The organism is Synechococcus sp. MIT S9504, from assembly GCF_047497135.1.
GTDB lineage: Bacteria > Cyanobacteriota > Cyanobacteriia > PCC-6307 > Cyanobiaceae > Synechococcus_C.
This window is the reverse complement of sequence record NZ_CP138942.1, coordinates 1,244,760-1,261,465: the sequence shown is the minus strand read 5'-3', so window position 1 is coordinate 1,261,465 and position 16,706 is coordinate 1,244,760. Positions and strand designations below refer to the sequence as shown.

Sequence of the window (16,706 nt, the reverse complement as noted above, 5' to 3'; positions counted from 1 at the left end):
TGAGGTCGGCCTGCACAATCACCTGCCTAGCATGGTGTTTTCGGATTGACGCCTTGACGACCGTTCTCATGTCCACGGACGCCGGCGATATCAAGCTGGAGATGTTCGACCAGGACGCTCCCAACACCGTTGCCAATTTTGTCAAGCTGGCTCGCGATGGCTTTTATGACGGGCTGGCCTTTCACCGGGTGATCGACGGTTTCATGGCTCAGGGCGGATGCCCCAACAGCCGCGAGGGTTCACGAGGAACCCCCGGCACCGGCGGTCCCGGATACATGATCGATTGTGAAATCAACAGCAAGAAGCATGTTCCCGGCGCGTTGTCGATGGCTCATGCCGGTCGCAACACAGGCGGCAGCCAGTTCTTCATCGTCCATGACGCTCAGCCTCACCTGGACGGTGTGCACACTGTCTTCGGCCTGACCGGTGATATGGACGTGGTCATGGCCATCAAGAACGGCACAAGGATTCAGAAGGTCACCGTTCAGGACCAGTGAATCAATGCGGCCTGGTTCCCTTCGGGGAACCAGGCGGTTTCCTGCTTCGCATCGACGAGTGAGCTGCGTTTCAGTTCCTTCCGCTCCAAGGTCTGCGGTGGGTGGGTGATCTGCTGTTCGTTCACCGTATGCAGGAGACCTAGCCGTGATGTTTCCGGCCAGCTCGCCATGGTCACAAGCATTGCCTTGATTGAGGCGGAGTCAGGATCTGATCCCTGCAACGACCAGACGAAGCGTGGGCGCTCCCACAATGCCAGGAGGCGGGGCCCCTGTTCAGCCTGCAGCTGAAGGCCGCTTGTCTCGCTGAGCTGTTCCACACGGTGCAGCAGTTCAGAGAGAACGCCGTCATCGGTCGAGCTGCTGTCGAGACAGAGGACCCAGTGAGAGCCGAATTCGATCGGATCCAGCAGATGCCCAAGCTTCTCTTTTTTGGTGGCCAGATATCTGGCATTGAAATCACCGACAGGTGCTTTCATCGGCACACGGTTCACCACCTCAAGCCCATAGCCACCCAGGCCTGCGATTTTTCTGGGGTTGTTGGTGAGCAAATTGAGCCGGTGAATTCCCAGGTCACTGAGAATCTGTGCGCCGACTCCGTAATTGCGCAGGTCAGGGGCAAATCCCAGCTTTTCGTTGGCTTCAACCGTGTCCAAGCCGCCTTCCTGCAGGCTGTAGGCCTTGAACTTGTTGATCAGACCGATGCCCCGCCCCTCCTGACGCAGATAGACAACAACTCCTTCACCTTCCTTTTCGATGTGCTTCATCGCCATATGCAGCTGAGCACGGCAGTCGCAACGGATTGATCCGAAGGCATCACCGGTGAGGCATTCGGAATGCATCCGCACCAGCACGGGTTCGCTCAGGTTGTTGGGATCACCCTTGACCAGTGCGACATGTTCACTGCCATCAAGCTCATTGGAGTAACCGATGGCGAGGAAGGAACCAAATTCCGTGGGCAGTGAGCACTGAGCCGATCGCACCACAAAGCGTTCGTTATCGAGCCTGTAGCGAATCAGGTCTTCAATGCTGATCAGCTTCAGACCGCGTTCGCGTGCATAGATCTTCAGTTCCGGAAGCCGTGCCATCGAGCCGTCCGGGTTTTGAATCTCACAGATGACACCGGATGGATAGAGGCCCGACATCTGGGCGAGATCCACGGCGGCTTCGGTGTGCCCTGCACGCTTGAGAACACCTCCTGGGCGAGCTCTGAGCGGGAAGATGTGGCCGGGCCTGCGCAGATCCGACGGTTTGGAACCCGGTTGGATCGCCACCTGGATTGTGCGCGAACGATCGTCGGCGGAGATCCCTGTGGAGACTCCGTTTTCGGGGCCCGCATCGATGCTCACGGTGAAGGCCGTCTGATTGGAATCGGTATTGCGATCCACCATCAGCGGCAGATCAAGCGCGTCCAGGCGCTCTCCCTCCATGGCTAGACAGATCAGCCCACGCGCGTCCGTAGCCATGAAATTGATTTGTTCAGGGGTGGCGAACTGAGCTGCACAGATCAGATCCCCCTCGTTTTCCCGACGTTCATCGTCCACAACAACAATGCACTCTCCATTGCGGATGGCGGCGAGTGCATCGGGAATCGAATCAAACATGGGAGTCGCTACCTCGGTATGAGCTACGGAATCGGCCACCGTTCCTGGCGTCCTTGAAGCTTTAGCCATTATCGACGTCGGTACGATCGATCCATGTGCCGTCGCCGCAATGGGGATTCAACGGGTTGCTGTGGTGGGTGCCTCCGGGTACGGAGGTCTGCAGACCCTTCGCCTCCTGAGCGCCCATGCAGCCTTTGATATCACCTACCTGGGAGGCGAGCGATCAGCAGGTCGCTGCTGGAGCGAGATCTGTCCGTTCCTGCCGCTTGCTGACAACCTCACCGTTGACAGCCCAGATCCGGATCGCATTGCTGCTGCCGCTGATTTTGCGGTGCTGAGTCTTCCCAACGGTCTTGCGAGCGAGCTGGTGCCACCTCTGCTTGAGAAGGGCGTCAGGGTGGTGGATCTCTCCGCTGATTACCGCTATCGCAGCCTGGAACAGTGGGCTGCGGTGTATGTGCATGAGGCAAGAACCCATCAGCGCACGGATGCTGATCTCTGTAAGGAGGCGGTTTATGGCCTGCCTGAATGGCATGGAGCTGAGATTGCCGAAGCCAGGCTGGTTGCGGCTCCTGGTTGTTTCCCTACCACCAGCCTTCTGCCCTTGCTGCCATTCCTCAAGCAGGGCTTGATTGACACCGAAGGTTTGATCATTGATGCCAAAACAGGCACCTCCGGTGGAGGTCGGGCTGCCAAGGAGCATCTGCTTCTGGCCGAAGCATCAGAGTCGATCAGTCCTTACGGCGTCGTGGGTCATCGCCACACCTCGGAAATCGAACAGCTCGCCAGCAGCGTGGCGGGATGCCCCATTCAGATTCAGTTCACCCCCCATCTCGTGCCAATGGTCAGGGGTCTTCTATCAACGGTGTACGCACGATTGAGGGATCCCGGGCTCACCGCTGAAGACTGCACAACCGTTCTCAAAGCGGTTTATCGCCATCACCCCTGCGTCCGCGTGTTGCCTGTTGGCACCTATCCAGCCACCAAATGGGCCAAGCACACCAACCAGGCTCTTCTTTCCGTTCAGGTGGATGGCCGCACCGGACGTCTCGTGTTGATGAGTGCTGTTGACAACTTGATGAAAGGGCAGGCTGGCCAAGGGGTGCAGTGTCTGAATCTGATGGCGGGACTCACGGTCAGTGATGGACTTCCACTGGCACCCTTCTATCCCTGAGTGTTCCTCGCTGATCTCCAGCGCTGCCCAGCCATGGCCGTCGCCCAGGGAAGCAGTCGGTGTTCCTGCCTCTGAATGCGGCGCTTGAGTGTCTCCCTGTCGTCACCGGGAAGGACTGGAACGGCAGCCTGAGCCAGGATTGGCCCCGCATCCACATCGTTCAGCACCTCGTGCACCGTGCAACCGGCAATGGTCACACCTGACGTCAGACACTGACCGATCGCATCCATGCCTCTAAAGGATGGGAGAAGGGATGGATGGATGTTGATCAATCGGCCCGGGTACGCGTCGATCAGCACAGGTGTGACGATGCGCATCCAACCGGCCATCACAACGGCCTCAATGTTCTCGGATTGGAACGTGCGCACCAGCTCCTGATCCATGGCTTCTCTGCTGGCGAAGAGGCGGTGGTCTCGGAGCTCACAGCGGATACCCAGGCGGCTGGCTCTCTCGCTTGCCCCACAGCCGGGATTGTTCACCACCAGAACATGGATTTGGGCATCGAGGTCGCCGCAGGCGATGGCGTCATGAAGTGCCTCGAAATTTGTGCCTGTGCCTGAGGCCATCACCCCCAGTCGCAAGGGTGAATCAAACCTGGGCCATGTCCCGATGGTCGGAACGATCAACGCGGGGTAACACTCGCTGTCCGTCTGGCTAGGGTCAGATTGCGCGGGCATTCCGATTACATGTCCCATCTGTCCATCCTGCCCACATTGGTGACCGATCTCGATCTGCTTGAGATCGCTCTCACCAGCGAAGGATTCAAGGTCCTTCGGAGAGGTGTCGTGAGTTCCTTCGACAGTCATCAGTCAGTGGATCTCGCCGCGGTGCATCCTTCCGGTCTGCAGCTGGGCTGGAGACAAAGTGACAATGCCCCCCATTTCGATCTAGTGGCGGACCTCGCCGCACCTGAGGGTTCGGGAATGACCGAATCCGTTCTGCGACGTGTTTTGCGTCGCTACGCCATGACCCAAGCCATGCGGCAGGCGGAGATTTTTGAAGCCGAGACGGTTACCGCCGGCATCTGATGGCCGACGTTCACGTTGCGCTCGATCTCCGTTCTCCCGCTTCACAGCTTCTCTGGGTCGAGCTCCAGTGGAGTCCAGCTCAATCTCGGCAGACCTGGACTCTGCCGGTGTGGACCCCCGGTTCCTACACCGTCAGGGATCCCTCCCAGCATCTTCACAGCCTCTCCGTTGAGCAGGCAGGTCAGCCCCTGGTTCCCCGTCGCCGATCACCGGAGACATGGGAGCTGCAATGCCGTGTTTCAGAACCGATCACCTTGCGTTATGCGCTGGAAGCGAGGCAGCTGACCGTCCGCACCAATCACCTCGATCCGGTGTTCGCATCACTCTGCCTTTCCGCAGTGGTGATGTTGGTGGAGGGTCAACGCTGGAATCGCCACCTGTTGCAGGTGTTGCTCCCCCCATCCTGGTCTGTGGTTTGTCCGTTGCCACAGAACAACGGCTCCTTTGTGGCCGAGAACTTCGACCATCTGGTCGACGCACCTGTCCATGCCGGCGAGCTTCATGTCGAGACGCTGAACGTGAGGGAGATTTCTCATCAACTGGTGTTGATCGGCACTCCACCTAGTGGCTGGTCGAGCACGCTGCCAGCGGAGATCGAAGCCATCTGCTCGTCGGTCTGCACTCTGATGGACTCGGACCCGCCTTCCCGAGAGTCTTATCAGCTTGTGCTGCAACTTCTGGATCAGGGTTACGGAGGCCTGGAGCACGACAACTCCTCAGTCATGCAGTTCCCTTGGACACGCTTACTCGAAGAGGGAGGGACCCGCAGTTTGTTGCAGCTGATCGGCCATGAATATCTTCATCAGTGGAACGTTCGACGACTCCGGCCGAGCGAATACGTTCCCTATCGCTACGACAAGCCCGTCATCAGTGAGGGCCTCTGGTTTGCTGAAGGCATCACCAGCTACTTCGACCTGGCTCTGACTCTGCTCTCAGGTTTTTCCAGCCGTCTGGATCTGCTCGAGGATCTGGCCGCGGATCTCTCTCACGTGCTTCTCAATCCAGGGACAGGCATCCAGTCTCTCGCTGACAGCTCACGGGAGGCCTGGGTACGCCTCTACAAGCAGTCCCCTGCGAATGCCCGCAGTCAGATCAGTTATTACAAACTGGGAACCGCACTGGCCTTCTGTCTTGATGTGCGCCTGCGCCAGGCGGGTGGATCCCTGGCTCGGAGCCTGCGTCTGCTGTGGTCACGGCTGGGTCCTCATGGTCGGGGGTACACGCGCCGGGATCTGATGGATGTCATCGGTTCCACCTCGCCTGAACTGGCTTCCCAACTCCCCACCTGGTTGGATGACTGCGGCTCGATACCGGTCGAGTCCTGTCTGAAGGAACTGGGCCTCGAGCTCCAGCCTGTGATGGCAGCTCATCCCGATGCGGGATGGACCCTGCATGAAAACGACGGAAGTGTCTGGATTGTTCGCACGGTCTCGTCTGGGGCAGCTGAATCTGCTGGCCTGGTCGCCGGTGATGAACTGCTGGCCATCCGAAACTGGCGTTGCCAAAACCTGCAACGCAGCCAGCAGCTGCTGCATGGTGCTGATCAATGTCAGGTGTTCTATAGCCGTCGTGGCCGGATCGCCAGCACGGAGCTATCCCTGAAGAAGGCCGGAGTGGAACGACACCGCTTGGCCTGGGACCCTGGTGCGACCAGGGAGGCTCGTTTGCTCCGCGATCAATGGTTCCAGATCATCTGAATCATGCGTGGCAGAAGGCAATCGGCCTGCTTCGCCATCCAGGAGCTGGAATTCTGCTGGCGACAACATCCACCCTGGTGCTGGTGCTGTCGCTGGTGGGATTCACCGCGGAAAAGTCCACCGAACGCACCGCTCGCAAGCCTTCCCTGTTGGATCTCCTTGATGAAGTCGCTCGCGACTCTGATCCGAAAAAGATCCTGCCCGGACAGCAACCCGATGCTCCGCAAGCTGAGTCCTGGACATCTCCTCTGGCCCAACAGTGTTCGGGCATTGATCAGTCGATGCGCAGTCGACTGTTAGCCAAGCGCCGCAAACTCCCTCAGCTGCGCCAATCGATTCCCGCCGACCCAACCAACTACGGAGACCGCTTCCGCAGCAATCCCTGGGGCCAGGCCATCAACCCTGCTCCAAGGGTCGTGGTTCTGCATGAAACGGTCTATTCCCTCAGTTCGGCGGTGAACACATTCCTCACCCCCCATCCCCGTGATGAGGATCAAGTCAGCTACCACACGTTGGTTGGCCTCGATGGATCGATCGTGGATGTGGTGGATCCACTCAAGCGGGCTTATGGCGCTGGATACTCAGCATTCCTCGGCGAGTGGGCCGTCACCAATGCCGAGTTCGATGGCTCTGTCAACAACTTTGCCCTGCATCTGAGTCTTGAAACACCGGATGACGGGCATGGCACCCATGGCGACCACAGCGGTTACACGGCCGCTCAGTACGACGCCCTTGCCCTTGTACTGGATGGCTGGCTGGAACGCTTTGAGATCGATCCTGCAGCGATCACAACCCACCGACATGTTGACCTGGGTGGAGCCAGGGCGGATCCCCGCAGTTTTTCCTGGTCCGATCTCCAGAATCGCCTTGCAGCTCTGGGCAGGCTCTGCCAGTCGTAGCCCAAGGCTGCTGCTGTTCAGATCACAGGTAGCGGTGCAGGACGGAAAGTGGAATAGATCAGTCCATGCAAAGCAGGGTCCTGCATGTAGCGGAGCACCCTGGCGGGATAATCAAGTTTGCCGTTATGCAAGTAAGCCAGGGTGGCGATGGCCTTGGCATCGACGTAGGAACGGCTGGCAATCAGGATTGATTCACGCTCCAGGCCGAGCTCCCCTTTGAGCCTCGCGAGTTTCGCTGCCAGCAGCTCCACGTTGGCATCCGGTTCCATCAGCAGGTCACGGGCAGCCGCGATCTGCTGGGGAGTGGGATCGGCAGGAAGCCGCCCTTGGTGAATCAGCTCACTGATTCCGAGTTGCGCAGGGCCATGGGTCTCCACAAGACCTGAGTGCACGACGAAGGGCAGATCCTCTCCTGGTTTGGAGTGCTGAATTTCATCAAACAGAATGGCCGTGATCAACATCGGATTGATCCGATGGCGATCGGCTTCTCGCTGGATCACCGGTTTCAGCCTGTTCAGTCTCGACAGAGTGTTGGCCCGCAGTGGCTGCAGCTGATCCACTCCGCGTGTGAACAACTGAGCCAGTTGAGTCTGAGGCCCGTGAACGCCGAATCGGCGTTGCAGATGTTCAAGCTCTTCGGCACTGAAATCAGTCGGGTCGGGGTCTCTGTCCTGAGACAGGGGAGAGGTCGACCTCTCCAGCTCGCTGTGGTCATTGACGCCAGGCAGAGGTGGCCTCAACGCCAGTGAGGCGGCAAGAGCCGTGATGGCCAAAGTTGCAAGGCTTGTGATCGCTCTCGGGACCATTGCGGAGCAGAGACAGAGCCTGTCAGGAAGTATTGACGGAGATTAGCCGTGGTGTCTCATTTCATGGGCATTCCGCTGGATCGTGGATACCTTCGACACAGAGAGTTCTCTCCATTAGATGAGTTTTCCGGATTTCAGTGCCACGGATACCCAGATTCAATGGCAGAGATTCTGTGATCTTCTCTGGCATCACGAGGACCTCGGAATGTGGCTGGATATCAGTCGCATGCACCTCAACAACGCCCAGCTCGAAGAGCTCACGCCCAGGCTGGAGAAGGCTTTTGAGGCTATGAAAGCCCTTGAGAACGGTGCCATCGCCAATGCCGACGAAAATCGCCAGGTGGGTCATTACTGGCTGCGGCATCCTCAACTGGCTCCTGATCCGGACGTTGGTCAGCACATCGCTTCCGAAATTGATGAGATCGAGCAGTTCGGAAAGGCGGTGATCAGCGGGGCGATCAAGTCTCCGACTGGTCAACCCTTCACGGATGTTCTCTGGATCGGTATCGGTGGCAGTGGACTCGGCCCCCTGCTGATGATCCGTGCCCTTCAGGACAAAGATGCAGGACTTCCCTTCCACTTCTTCGACAATGTGGATCCCAACGGCATGAGTCGGACTCTTGCTGACCTTGGTGATGCTCTGCGCACCACCCTGGTGATAACGGTGAGCAAATCCGGAGGTACCCCGGAGCCCCATCTCGGCATGGAGCAGGCACGCCATCGCCTTGAAGCGGTTGGAGGCAACTGGTCGGCTCAGGCTGTGGCGATCACCATGGCTGGCAGCAAGCTCGACAAACAGGCTGTTGATGAACAGTGGCTTCAGCGCTTTGACATGTTCGACTGGGTCGGAGGCCGTACCAGCATCACCAGTGCTGTTGGCCTGGTCCCAGGCGCCCTGATCGGATCGGATATCCGCAGTTTCCTGGCAGGTGCTTCTCAGATGGATGAAGCCACTCGCGAGAGTGATGTGCGCCGCAACCCCGCTGCACTGATGGCAGCAGCCTGGTACACGGCGGGAGAAGGCAAGGGCAAGCGCGACATGGTGGTGCTTCCTTATCGCGACCGTCTGGAGGTGTTCAGTCGCTACCTGCAGCAGCTGGTGATGGAGTCTCTCGGCAAGCGCCTCGATCGCAATGGCGATGTGGCCCATCAGGGCATCGCCGTTTATGGCAATAAGGGATCAACCGATCAACACGCCTACGTTCAACAACTACGAGATGGTGTCGACAATTTCTTTGTGACCTTCATCGAAGTTCTTCGGGATGTTGAGGATATCCCCGAGATCAACGGTGAGCGGCCTGGGGACTTTCTGGATGGCTTCGTTCAGGGAACCCGGTCGGCACTGACCGAAGGAGGACGTCAGAGTCTGAGCATCAGCATGCGTCAGTTCGATGCCCGTCGCCTCGGCGCTCTGATTGCACTTTTTGAGCGTGCCGTGGGCTTCTACGGTGAATTGGTCAACATCAACGCTTATCACCAGCCTGGAGTTGAGGCCGGTAAGAAGGCCGCAGCTGCGATCCTCAAACTGCAGCGGCAGGTGGAGGAGGTGCTCAGCGATGGAGTGTCGCGCTCAGTCGTGGAGATTCATCAGGCGATTGGAGAGGGACCGGTAGAAGCCGTCTTCTGGATTGTGCGTCATCTCACCGGTAACAATCGCGGCTATCAGGCACAAGGTGACTGGAACAAACCAGCCACTCTGCGTTTCAGCAAATCCTGATCGGCAGTCAGGAAGGCACCAGATTCACCAGCTTCCCCGGCACCACAATCACCCGCCTGGGGGGCTTGCCGTCCAGCCAGCGCTCAGCCACGTCGCTGGCCAGCGCCAGGGCCTCCAGTGTGTCTTTGTCGCATTCAGCAGGAACCTGAATGGTTCCTCTGACCTTTCCCTTGATCTGAATCACCAGATCAACGGTGTCCTGCACGAGTGCTTCAGGGTCATGCAAAGGCCAGGCCTGGAGATGAACACTGCCCTGTCCACCGAGTCGGAACCAGAATTCTTCCGCAAGGTGTGGAGCAAACGGTGCAAGCAACCTGATCAGCGCCTCCATCGCCTCCACCTGCACCGGTCGTGATGCCTCAAGCACCGCTCCAGAAAGACTGTTCGACAGTTTCATCAACTCCGATATCGCGGTGTTGAACTGGAACTCTCCGCTGAGATCCTCACCCACCGCCTGAATGGCCAGATGAACAGCACGTCGAATCGCTGTTTCCGATTCGGACAGCTCTGCGGGAATACCTGATGCGTCTTCGCTCAGCAGTTGATCCGGAGCTGTCACTTTGCTGACGCTGTCCACCAGCCGCCAGAGACGTTGAAGGAAGCGGAACTGACCTTCCACATCGGCGTCATCCCACTCAAGATCTTTCTCGGGCGGAGCTTTGAACAGGATGAACATCCGAGCCGTGTCCGCTCCATACCGGTCAATGACCAGTGCTGGATCGACTCCGTTGTGCTTCGACTTGGACATTTTTTCGAACAGCACCTCAAGCTCTCCGCCGTCGTCGGGGTCGGTCGGAGCACCCTGATCGGCCACCTGAGCGGGGGCGACATATCTCCCCGTCCTTGGATTGCGGTAGGTCACCCCCTGCACCATTCCTTGAGTCAACAACCGCTCGAACGGCTCATTGATCGAGATCAGACCGCGATCCCTCAGTGCCTTGGTGAAAAATCGCGAGTAAAGCAAATGCAGGATGGCGTGCTCAATGCCTCCCACGTACTGCTGAACGGGCAGCCATCGCTTGACGGCTGCGCTGTCGAATGGCCGATCGGAGTTGTGAGGATCAGCGAAGCGCAGGAAATACCAGGAGGAACACATGAAGGTGTCCATGGTGTCCGTCTCACGTCGTGCCGGTGTTCCACAGATTGGACAGGGGACATTCACCCAGTCATCCAATGCGGCAAGAGGTGATCCACCCTTGCCCGCCAGATTGACGTTTTTGGGCAGGGCCACCGGTAGCTGATCTGCTGGAACAGGCTGTGCGCCGCAGTCCGGACAATGAATGATTGGAATCGGACAACCCCAGTAGCGCTGTCGCGAGATCAGCCAGTCTCGAAGCCTGTATTGACGCTTGGCTCGCGCCCATCCTTGGGTTGTGCCGTGTTCGGTGATGGCCTGCTTGGCCTGGTCATTGCTTTGACCATCGAAGTCTCCGCTGTTGACCAGGGTTCCAGGTCCTGTCCAGGCCTCACCATCGTTGAGGTGCTCATCAGCGCCATCCACCAGGATCACTCGCTGCACGGGTAACTCATATTTTCGTGCGAATAGGAAATCGCGCTCGTCATGGGCGGGAACACCCATCACTGCTCCGGTTCCGTAGCCCGCCAGGACGTAGTCAGCAACCCAGATCGGAATCCTCTGACCGTTGGCCGGGTTCACCGCTTCGGCACCGGTGGCGACACCACGTTTGGGACGATCATCCGCCGTGCGCTCATCATTCGAAAGATCGCTGACCAAATCTCGGAATGCTTCGACGGATTCTTTTTGATCTGCAGTGGTGAGAGCATCGACTAACGGATGTTCAGGCGCCAGAACGACATAGCTGACACCAAATAGGGTGTCTGCTCTGGTTGTGAACACGGTGATCGTGGCGTCGTGGTGACCCACCACCTGAAAGTCGATTTCTGCCCCGATGGAGCGTCCGATCCAGTTGGCCTGCATGGTGCGCACCCGTTCAGGCCAACCCTGCAGCTGATTCAGGTCCTCGAGCAGTGCATCCGCGTACTGGGTGATTTTCAGAAACCACTGCTTCAGGTTTTTCTGCTCGACCAGCGCACCGGATCGCCAGGAACGACCCTCGGAATCAACCTGCTCGTTGGCCAGCACCGTCTGGTCGACAGGGTCCCAGTTGACGGTTGCTTCCTTCTGGTAGGCCAGACCTGCTGAATGCAACTCAAGAAAGAGCCACTGCGTCCAGCGGTAATAGTCCTCATGGCATGTGGCCTGCTCTCGAGACCAGTCGATCGATAGCCCCAGGCGACCGAGTTGATTTCGCATCTGATCGATATTTCTGTCTGTCCAGACGCCGGGGTCCACGTTGCGTTCGATCGCTGCGTTTTCAGCAGGAAGCCCGAAGGCATCCCAACCCATCGGATGCAGCACAGCATCACCACGCATGCGCTGGGCTCTTGCAATCACATCGGTGATCACGTAGTTCCGAACATGCCCCATATGAAGGCTGCCGGAGGGGTACGGAAACATCGAAAGCGCATAAAACGCTTTCTGCTCAGGCCTGGGATCCTGGGTTTGATAGAGAGCCTCTCGGTCCCACTTGCATTGCCACTGTTTTTCGAGGAGGGAGGGGTCGTAGCGATCGGACAGCCCCGGGGTGGAGTCGGGCATGGATGAGGACTGCGGGCCTGTCACATCAGGAGAACACCTGCGTGAGATCGTGACACAGCCTGAGGCCTTCCTCTGGCAGCAGCCCCGATGTCGCTCAGACAAGAGGACGAATGGTGAGCACCGCCAGGCGATTGATCAAGACGGGGTCGTTGCCGTCGTCCCGTTGGAGTGCGAAGTACTGAGGATCCTGCCAAGCGATTCGGCCATCCAATCTGCGGCCATCATTCAGCTCGATTCCGAGCACTCGCTGCTCGCGAATCCATGACTGGATCAATCGGATACCGGGCAAGCTGGGATCAAAGCCCGTTGAATCCATGGTGTGGAAATGAAAAAGGCATAACTACCGCACTTCAGCAAAGACGCTTGACGACGTCAATCAGGCTGTGGGATGCATGGTTCATGGGATTAATTGATCCTGCAGAGCGGGGAGGCGTTTGTCTGGCAACAACAACTCACTTCTTAGAACATCCTCGAAGTACTGATGAAGGACTTTTTTGGACTTAAAACCTGAGACAAGAGAACAATTACTCATCGCGCTCACGAATCAGTGGGCATCCATGTTGGATCAATTGGATGAAGGTGATTTCACTCCTGAAGATTTTTATGAGATTCGCAAACAGGATTCAGATGATGAGCTGGTCAGGGAAAGCGGCTGTCAAACGGATGAGGAGCTCAACGAATTTATCAACGATTGGTTTTACAGTGGGTTCTGGACTTCACCTTGATCTGAATAATGTGCGAGTCAAGACGTTTTTAGTGAGTGCTGTAGTTTGTATGCTTCAGGATTGATTGAAAGGATTTAAAGGCGTATGAATGATGGGATCGTGGAGTTGTAAGTTGATGACTGCTTGAGTGATTTTTCCGGATTGGTCCTGCTCGGAGTCGATCATGGCAATGATGAAAATTTGGGTTAAGCTGCTTTATTGTTTTTCTGAATAGCAATGATTTCACCGGCAAGGCTCTTAGGTTTTGCGGTCTTGATTGTCTGCGCAGGTGGTTGTCAATATTTCATGTCGCCCAAGACAATGCTGGAGAGCACTGAGGCTGATGAACTCTGTTATCAGTGGAAGGAGGAGTCGAGAAGGGAAGTGATCAAATCCGGCATGTCCTACACGTTATTCAACAGAGGTTGTAAATTGAATGCTGATCGGACGATGTATCTTGGTTACGAGGGCGACTATTTGACCGGTAATCAAGAGCAGGATGAGCAAATCATGGCGAGTTGGACTGTTGTGAAGACTTTCAGATTGAAGAGTTGATATAAACCGCTCAGCTTTCCAGTCGATGCACTTTGTGCCACGGGTGCCATTTCAATGTCGCGTGTTGAACAGTGGTTTTGTAGACATTTTTTGTTGAGCGTTCTGCCTGTTTTGGTTTGGCCTCTGGTGGTAATGCCTGGAGGCTGGGCTGTTTTGTCATCAGCAAGCTGAATCGCGATCCAAGAGGTTGAGATGTGAAGTGAAGATCAGCGTCGATTGAGAGCTGGTGTTGTGTTGAGCTTTGGGCTGTTTAAGTTTTCTCTTGCGCACATGCTTCTGGTTTTTTCATCACCATTGCTCCGGAACGCAACTCACAGGAGCGCAGCGCCTTTGACACGCGAATATCAGTGTTCGAAATCCTGTAACGTGTTGCTATCACAGGGTTGTTCTGAATGCTGACATTCAGCAAATATCAAGGGCTGGGCAACGACTTCATTTTGATGGAGGGCCGTTCCGGGCAATTGTCGGCTGAGATTCACAGCCCCGATCCAGGCTGGGTCCAACGTCTTTGCGATCGACGCTTCGGCATTGGAGCAGATGGATTGATTCTGGCTCTGCCTGCGGAGGGAGATGCCGAGCTGCGCATGCGCATCTTCAATGCCGACGGCTCGGAAGCAGAGATGTGTGGCAATGGAATTCGCTGTCTTGCGCGCTTCCTCGCTGACAGCGACGGGGATGGTCCCGGTCGTCAATGGGCGATCGAAACTCCTGCTGGTCTGATCATTCCGGAACTTCAGAACGATGGTCAGATTCGCGTGGATATGGGAGCTCCGTTCCTTGATTCTGCCTCGGTGCCCACCACTCTCACCGCTGATGCATCCGGACTTCCGGTGGGTGAACTCAACCTTGGTCGCGACACTCTTGCGCTGGCGGCAGTTGGCATGGGAAATCCCCACGCAATCGTGCCCGTCGACGATCTCGACGCCATACCGTTTGAAAGCTGGGGTGCGGCATTGGAGTTCCACGAGGTTTTTCCGGCCAAGACCAATGTGCATTTTCTGAAGGTGCACGGACGTTCTCAGCTCGAAATCAGAGTCTGGGAACGAGGTGCTGGTCCCACCCTTGCCTGTGGCACCGGCGCTTGCGCCACGCTTGTCGCGGCTGTTCTGCTCGGACTCAGCGATCGGGAGGCCACTGTTGAGCTGCCCGGTGGTCCTCTTCAGATCAGCTGGGAGAAGACTGGCGCATCGGTGTTCATGACTGGTCCTGCCGTTGCTGTGTTCGATGGCGTTCTCAATCCTGAACTCATCCCTTCTCAGATCTCAGCAACAGATGCAGCATCGGTCGCGATCGTCGAACCAGCGGCGTCTCTCGAGACAGCCAACGGAGAGTCCGAGAAGCGCCAACCAGCTGATGCATGTTCCGAAGAGGAAGCCCAGTCAAGAGTTCAGGAATTCCTTGCCTCCAATTCTCTGGATTCGATGATCAACATCGCCACTGAATCCCTGGAACAACGAACTCTCTCGCGTCTTCAACGCGACAGCCAACCCTGAAAGACGTGTGATCTATCTCGATGCCTGCGCAACCGCGCCCCTCAGGCCGGGAGTGCTTCAACGCATGATCGAGACCCAGGATCAGGCCTGGGCCAATCCTTCCAGTCTTCATGGATTCGGGCTGAAAGCCTCTGAGGCTCTGGAGAGGGCCCGCTCTGAGATTGCCTCAAATCTCTGTGCGGATCACCGAGATGTGGTGTTCACCTCCGGTGCCACCGAATCCATCCATCTCGCGCTGCATGGGCTCGCCGCCTCCCGTTCGCCAGGCCGGCTTGTGATCTCTTCGGTCGAACACCCTGCCGTCTCCGGGGCTGCGCGTCTGCTGGCCATGAGCGGCTGGGAGGTGACCGAATGGCCTGTTGATCAGCTGGGCAGGATCAGGCTGGAACTTCTCGAGCAACTGCTGGCTCCACCAACTCAGATTGTTTCGTTGGTATGGGGTCAGGGTGAAGTCGGCACGATTCAACCCTTGCTCGCCGTTGCAGAAGCTTGCAGAACGAGGGGGATCGTCATCCATACCGATGCCACCCAGGTTCTGAGCCAGGCACTTCCCAGCTGGAAGCATTTACCTGTCGATCTGCTCAGCTCCTCGGCTCACAAATGCGGGGGCCCCAGAGGGATCGGACTGCTGATGACGCGCGAGTCGCTTCGCTCCGGGCTGAAACCGCTTCTCTCAGGTGGCGGTCAGGAGGGAGGCCTGAGAAGTGGCACTGAATCCGTTGTTCTGGCAATCGGCATGGCCGCTGCGCTGGATCAGATCGAGTGCTGTCCTCCAGCTGATCTCGCTCGATCAGGACACGGCATCGCTGATCTCCGTGATGCTTTACGCGACAGCCTCCTCAGGGATCAACGTCTGATCGTCTGCGGCGATCCAGAGGATCGGCTTCCTCACCATCTTTCACTGCTGGTGAACGATCACAACGGCCAACCCGTTTCAGGTCGTCGACTCGTTCGCACTCTGGATGCATGCGGACTGGCTGTCAGCAGCGGCAGTGCTTGTTCATCCGGCAAGGACAGCGACAGCCCTGTTTTGGCTGCCATGGGGCTTCCCAACACGATGCGGCGATCAAGCATCAGAATCAGCCTCGGGCCCTGGATTGAACGCAAGGACCTTGATGGGATCGTCCAGCGCTTTCATCAAGGACTCGAGCAGGCACTCTGCAGTTGATAACGCAGCGGCTGTACGCTCCGCCCCAGCGACCTAACAGAGCCTGGTGAGCGCCGTTCTTCCCGCTGATCTCTCTGAAGCTGAACAACGCACATTTGTTGCTCTGAGTGAGGTTCTTAGCTCCAAGCGTCGTGGGCGATGGCAAATCACCTGGAAGTTCGAGGGTCTTCGGCTGCTCGGACCCGCAATCCGTCTGTCTCAGGCACTGAAGGACAGCGGCATCGGTCTGCTGCTGGCCTGGCCCGATGCAGGTGCGGCAGCCCTGGCCAAGCGTGATGGACCTGAACTGGCCGAGTGCTGCGTTGATCTGAATCAGCTGCAACGTGACCCTGCCTGGGCCGGACGTGGTGATCTTTTGCTGATCGTCGGTGCTCAACCCAGCGATTACGAGACGGTTGAGGCGATCTGTAGTCAGTGGTTTGAACCGGTTGTACTGCTGAACAGCCGTCTGGAAGACGCCGCTGTCGGTATCGGCAGTGTGGCTCGCCAGCGACGCAAGGGATTCATGTCCGTCTGGCAATCGGCCTTTCATCTGGAACCCTTTCTTCAAGGTGCTCTGATGCAGGAACGTCAGCAGCAATGGGAACTGTTCCGCATGGATCCGGATGGATATCGATGGGTCAAGCAATTCGCTGCCCGTCCTGATCAGGAACAGATTGACGAAGCTCTTGCCAGTGCGGGGGATGGTTTAAGGCAGACCCTTGGGGCGATGGATCGCTTCATTGATGATCTGCGTGGTTGATACCC

Annotated in this window: 16 protein-coding genes; 11 read left to right on the top strand and 5 right to left on the bottom strand. The window is 57.3% G+C overall.

Annotation, left to right across the window (positions count from 1 at the left end):
- Positions 1–68 precede the first annotated feature (68 nt).
- On the top strand, positions 69–497 hold the full coding sequence (locus SIB58_RS07300) for a peptidylprolyl isomerase (protein ID WP_369813428.1): 429 nt from the start codon (positions 69–71) through the stop codon (positions 495–497).
- On the opposite strand, the gene ribBA is transcribed toward SIB58_RS07300, so the two are convergent.
- Entirely contained in the window at positions 485–2,098 is a 1,614-nt protein-coding gene (ribBA, locus tag SIB58_RS07295) for a bifunctional 3,4-dihydroxy-2-butanone-4-phosphate synthase/GTP cyclohydrolase II (RefSeq protein ID WP_231857074.1), read from the bottom strand. The genes SIB58_RS07300 and ribBA overlap by 13 nt on opposite strands.
- Positions 2,099–2,207: 109 nt before the next feature.
- On the opposite strand from ribBA, the gene argC reads away from it, so the two are divergent.
- On the top strand, positions 2,208–3,272 hold the full coding sequence (gene argC, locus SIB58_RS07290; RefSeq protein ID WP_066907555.1) for an N-acetyl-gamma-glutamyl-phosphate reductase: 1,065 nt from the start codon (positions 2,208–2,210) through the stop codon (positions 3,270–3,272).
- Here argC and purN read toward each other — a convergent pair.
- The gene (gene purN, locus SIB58_RS07285) at positions 3,263–3,949 is read right to left on the bottom strand and encodes a phosphoribosylglycinamide formyltransferase (protein WP_066907553.1); all 687 of its coding nucleotides are present in this window, start codon (positions 3,947–3,949) and stop codon (positions 3,263–3,265) included. The two genes, argC and purN, sit on opposite strands and share 10 nt — an antisense overlap.
- Positions 3,950–3,958: 9 nt before the next feature.
- Between purN and SIB58_RS07280 the strand changes: the two genes are divergently transcribed.
- From SIB58_RS07280 to SIB58_RS07270, 3 genes are read left to right on the top strand one after another with little or no spacing between them, the layout of a single operon-like run.
- Positions 3,959–4,300: a DUF1257 domain-containing protein gene (locus SIB58_RS07280; protein WP_066907551.1), complete on the top strand. Its 342-nt coding sequence runs from the start codon at positions 3,959–3,961 to the stop codon at positions 4,298–4,300.
- Positions 4,300–5,997, top strand: coding sequence for a M61 family metallopeptidase (locus SIB58_RS07275; RefSeq protein WP_067325488.1), 1,698 nt, complete (start codon positions 4,300–4,302; stop codon positions 5,995–5,997). Before SIB58_RS07280 ends, SIB58_RS07275 begins: the two co-directional genes overlap by 1 nt.
- Positions 5,979–6,896, top strand: coding sequence for an N-acetylmuramoyl-L-alanine amidase (locus tag SIB58_RS07270; RefSeq protein ID WP_066907545.1), 918 nt, complete (start codon positions 5,979–5,981; stop codon positions 6,894–6,896). Before SIB58_RS07275 ends, SIB58_RS07270 begins: the two co-directional genes overlap by 19 nt.
- Before the next feature lie 17 nt (positions 6,897–6,913).
- Here SIB58_RS07270 and SIB58_RS07265 read toward each other — a convergent pair whose 3' ends face one another.
- The gene (locus SIB58_RS07265) at positions 6,914–7,669 is read right to left on the bottom strand and encodes a helicase DnaB (RefSeq protein ID WP_414494763.1); all 756 of its coding nucleotides are present in this window, start codon (positions 7,667–7,669) and stop codon (positions 6,914–6,916) included.
- Positions 7,670–7,820: 151 nt separating this feature from the next.
- On the opposite strand from SIB58_RS07265, the gene SIB58_RS07260 reads away from it, so the two are divergent.
- Positions 7,821–9,419: a glucose-6-phosphate isomerase gene (locus SIB58_RS07260; RefSeq protein WP_067325490.1), complete on the top strand. Its 1,599-nt coding sequence runs from the start codon at positions 7,821–7,823 to the stop codon at positions 9,417–9,419.
- Positions 9,420–9,426: 7 nt separating this feature from the next.
- Here SIB58_RS07260 and leuS read toward each other — a convergent pair whose 3' ends face one another.
- Positions 9,427–12,063 (bottom strand): leucine--tRNA ligase, encoded by a 2,637-nt coding sequence (gene leuS / locus SIB58_RS07255; RefSeq protein ID WP_067325578.1) that lies wholly within the window; start codon positions 12,061–12,063, stop codon positions 9,427–9,429.
- 70 nt (positions 12,064–12,133) lie between these two features.
- Positions 12,134–12,355 carry an Hfq-related RNA-binding protein gene (locus tag SIB58_RS07250; RefSeq protein ID WP_066907536.1) on the bottom strand — a complete coding sequence of 74 codons (222 nt, stop codon included), beginning with the start codon at positions 12,353–12,355 and terminating at the stop codon, positions 12,134–12,136.
- A gap of 241 nt (positions 12,356–12,596) precedes the next feature.
- On the opposite strand from SIB58_RS07250, the gene SIB58_RS07245 reads away from it, so the two are divergent.
- The 5 genes from SIB58_RS07245 (at position 12,597) to SIB58_RS07225 (ending at position 16,701) form a co-directional block, all read left to right on the top strand.
- Positions 12,597–12,764, top strand: coding sequence for a hypothetical protein (locus SIB58_RS07245; RefSeq protein WP_156487675.1), 168 nt, complete (start codon positions 12,597–12,599; stop codon positions 12,762–12,764).
- Between the two features lie 216 nt (positions 12,765–12,980).
- Positions 12,981–13,298: a hypothetical protein gene (locus SIB58_RS07240; RefSeq protein WP_231857063.1), complete on the top strand. Its 318-nt coding sequence runs from the start codon at positions 12,981–12,983 to the stop codon at positions 13,296–13,298.
- 392 nt (positions 13,299–13,690) lie between these two features.
- Positions 13,691–14,791: a diaminopimelate epimerase gene (gene dapF / locus SIB58_RS07235; RefSeq protein WP_067325492.1), complete on the top strand. Its 1,101-nt coding sequence runs from the start codon at positions 13,691–13,693 to the stop codon at positions 14,789–14,791.
- A 7-nt stretch (positions 14,792–14,798) separates the two neighbouring features.
- Entirely contained in the window at positions 14,799–15,959 is a 1,161-nt protein-coding gene (locus tag SIB58_RS07230; protein WP_066907531.1) for a cysteine desulfurase family protein, read from the top strand.
- A gap of 46 nt (positions 15,960–16,005) precedes the next feature.
- Positions 16,006–16,701: a DUF1995 family protein gene (locus SIB58_RS07225; protein ID WP_066907528.1), complete on the top strand. Its 696-nt coding sequence runs from the start codon at positions 16,006–16,008 to the stop codon at positions 16,699–16,701.
- The last annotated feature ends 5 nt before the right edge of the window (positions 16,702–16,706 follow it).